1 protein-coding gene and 2 pseudogenes are annotated in these 3,277 nt (G+C 58.4%); 2 read left to right on the top strand and 1 reads right to left on the bottom strand.

Features of this window, described 5'->3' with window-relative positions; all coding sequences use genetic code 11:
* Positions 1-411, bottom strand: a pseudogene (locus ACILRA_RS21295) (hypothetical protein); the annotation flags it as partial.
* 956 nt (positions 412-1,367) lie between these two features.
* On the opposite strand from ACILRA_RS21295, the gene ACILRA_RS21290 reads away from it, so the two are divergent.
* Positions 1,368-1,901 (top strand): TetR/AcrR family transcriptional regulator, encoded by a 534-nt coding sequence (locus ACILRA_RS21290; protein ID WP_395664050.1) that lies wholly within the window; start codon positions 1,368-1,370, stop codon positions 1,899-1,901.
* 368 nt (positions 1,902-2,269) lie between these two features.
* A pseudogene (locus tag ACILRA_RS21285) lies at positions 2,270-2,852 on the top strand (IS3 family transposase); the annotation flags it as partial.
* Positions 2,853-3,277: the final 425 nt, after the last annotated feature.

Below are 3,277 nucleotides of genomic sequence, written 5' to 3'. Positions count from 1 at the left end.
GCCATTGCCGTAGGTGATGCTGCGCCAAGCGTTATCGGCCGCCGAGGTGCGGCTCGTCCATGTGATGCCGTCCGGGCTGGTCATCACTCGGTTGCCGGTGCCGCTGCTGCTGACCGCCACGAACAGCCTGTTGCCATAGGTGACGCTGTTCCAGTTGTTGTCGGCAGCTGAGGTGCGGATCGTCCATGTGATGCCGTCCGGGCTGGTCATCACCCGGTTGCCAGTGCCGGAGTCGGTGACCGCCACGAACAGCCCGTTGCCATAGGCGACGCTGTTCCAGCTATCGCCCCCAGCCCCACTTCCGGCTGTCCAGTCGATGCCGGTTGCTGCCGAGGCCGGTTGCAGTGGAAGCAGGCAGGCGAAGGCCATGGCCACCAGCGCAAGGATTAGCCGCATCAGGCGGCGAGCCATGGGCAGCGCCGCTGCTGACGTTCGTAAGAAGGACCGCTGGCTCATACTTAAAGTTCCATTTTAGCGCGAATTAGGTTTTCTCGTCCGCAATAACACCAGCCTGCGAACATGGCTTTTGGTCCTGCGAACTAGGATCTTGGTACTGCCGTTATCAAGACCGGGCCGTTCCACCGCTCAGGAATGGTCTTATAGACGAATTGCTCGACGGACTTCGATAGTTCGGGAGCTAAGCATGTTCAGTCTCGCCACTCCTCTCAAGTAACTGACTGAACTCATATAGTTGGGTTAGCTTGAAAGGGGGGTCGTCTATTGTTCAGTTGTTTCCGGCCCCGGGCTGGCGATCGTTGCTGAAGCAGAGTGTTACTTGCTGCAACGTCTGCCCCTTTGAGGGCGCCAATTTGAGCCCGCAGAAGAACCGGGGTGTGGAACGCGGCAAGAGGGGAGCCCCCGGCTGAGGCGACCCCGATCAATGTCATCAATGTCCTACATCAGAGCCCTGCTAGCGACGGCCTGCCCGTCGAGGAGAAGCGCCTTCGCGCGTGATTGCAGTCATGATGCATTACGCATCCGCATCTTCAACGGCGAGTCTTTTTGGGCATGCGTCCTTTTGGAACCGTCCCCATCAGCGCAGCGTTTGAGGTCGAAATTTGTAATCGAGTCCAAGATCGCACGATGAGCGTGGCCGTTCGGATGAATACTTCAGAAATGGCAGGCTGGGCTGACATCGGGCGTCCACGCTGTTCACTCTCGCGCAGGCGGGAATTCCAATGTAAGCTATTGATTATTGACGCTGTAATTCCTCTTCAAGGAACTTCGCCTGCGCGATGTTCCGCTTTTCCCTCAGCTTGACGTCGGTCTTCGTTGCTCTTACCGATACCGCATAGGGTCACGGCGGGCCCAGGTATACACCCTAAGGTCGTATTTTATAGCCAATCATCCAGGAACTTCACTCAAAAATGTCCATTCGCCGCGAAGCAGAACTACGCAAGAAGGAGAAAACAGTTGCGACGATCGTTGAAGCCACTGAACTTCTCGTGAGCGATGGTTCGGATTCTCTTCCAACGGCCCGCGAGATCGCCAAGAAATCGGGATACTCGATTGGATCGCTCTATAGCAACTTCACCTCGGTTGGAGACATCGTCGCCCAGATCGTTGCCCGCCGGCAAGTTGCCACCGCCACAGCGGTTGAAGCTTTACTTGTCCAGCACGCCGCGGACGATGGCGTTGATGTTTTCTGCAGCAAGCTGACGGTGTTGTTGTTTTCATTGGCTCAGGCCTTCAACCCGAAAGTGGTCCGCTTTGTATTCAACGTAGCCCTGGATCATTCACGACGCACCGACATCCTTAACATCGCGGCCGACCGTATGGTCAGCCCATTGATGGCTGCTATTGCTCGTGACAGGAGTGGGACGTTCAAGAAATTGTCCGAGAAGGAACTTCGCCCTGTTGTCACGTGGCACCGTGTTCATGGTCCGCTCTCCACTTCTTGAAGGCAACTCGTTCTTCGGAACGCCGGAACACAAGGCGATGGTCAGCAATTACATGCTGAAGGGCTTGCAGGCAGAACCTTCGTGAGTGGTGTCGCTCGGAGGTAGGCGGGCTACTCATCAAGCCGCGAGCCAATTGCCCACGACCATATGACTTGACCCTGTACCCCAAAAGAATTCCAAAAACATGCGCGACCGTTCAAGCTGCAGTGGTCCGCCCCCATTGAAGTGGTCCGACTTGAAGTATGCCTTAAGGCATCAAGGAGGATCGGAACATGCCAAGGAAGAAGCAAACACCTGAAGAGGTCGTCGCCAAACCGCGGCACGCCTATGTCTTTCTTCCTCAAGGATCTCCGGTGGCCGGCGCTGTGCGGCAGACCCCGCGGGGCCGGGACGACGAGGAGCAGCTGACGGACGACCTTGTGACTCTGGTCCGGGAGCATGGCATGCTGGGCTACCGGAAGATGGCGGCCCTCCTGCGCAGCACGTCGGGCTGGGTGGTCAACGACAAGCGGGAGGAGCGGATCTGACGGCAGGAGGGCCTGAAGGTCGCACCCCGGCAGCCAAAGCGCAGCTGGATCTGGCCGAGCGACGGTTCCTGTAGCCGGCTTCGGGCTGAAAGGCCAAACCATGTTTGGTCCCATGACTTCGTGGAGGATCGCACCCATGACGGGTTGAAGTATCGCATACTGAAAGTGGTGGACGAGTTCACGCGAGAATGCCTGTCGATCAGGATCAACCGGAAGCCTGAATGGCGAGATATTCTAAACCCTCGCCGAGGCGCGCGTCGTGATCGAGATCTGGAGGCGCTTCTACAACATCCGTCGGCCACCCGGATCACTAGGCTACCGGCACCCGGCACCAGAGGTCCTCATTCCGCAGTCCGCGCGTGCGGCTGCGCTACCCCAACCGGCTTCGCCGCCCGCGCTGGCGCCCAGGCCGCACATGCAATAACATTCAACTCGGACAATTCGTTGGGGGGACGATCAGTCTTTTCGCCCGGATCTCCCTGCATCGGCCTCACGGTCCACAGCGGCCAGTCAACCTCCAGCCTCCTGTGGGCGCGGCTGACTGGCCGCTGTCCCTCTTGCCGGCGCCTTTCTTAGCGGGCGAGGTCGTCGATTTTGGGCCGTCACCGTCTGGGCCGGAACGGGAGCGTGGCCCCGGGCCCATTTTTGACTAGCAATTTGAAACTGAATAATGTGGAGAGGAACAATGGTTTTGTCACGATTGAGAGCATTCGAATGCTTGCATCCGCTACGCGTCCCTCGCTCCGTGCCTGTCAACGCCGGAGTAAAATTGGGCCATGCGGCGGCGTAAAAGTCGACCACCTGGCCCATGGGGAAAGGTGCCGGCAAGAGGGACAGCGGCCAGTCAGC

The organism is Aestuariivirga sp., assembly GCF_044239095.1.
Lineage (GTDB): Bacteria > Pseudomonadota > Alphaproteobacteria > Rhizobiales > Aestuariivirgaceae > Aestuariivirga.
This window is presented reverse-complemented; position numbering and strand designations above follow the sequence as displayed.

Bases quoted from the DNA above. Each gene is read 5' to 3' on its own strand.
- ACILRA_RS21290 (WP_395664050.1), top strand. From the start codon at position 1,368: ATGTCCATTCGCCGCGAAGCAGAACTACGCAAGAAGGAGAAAACAGTT.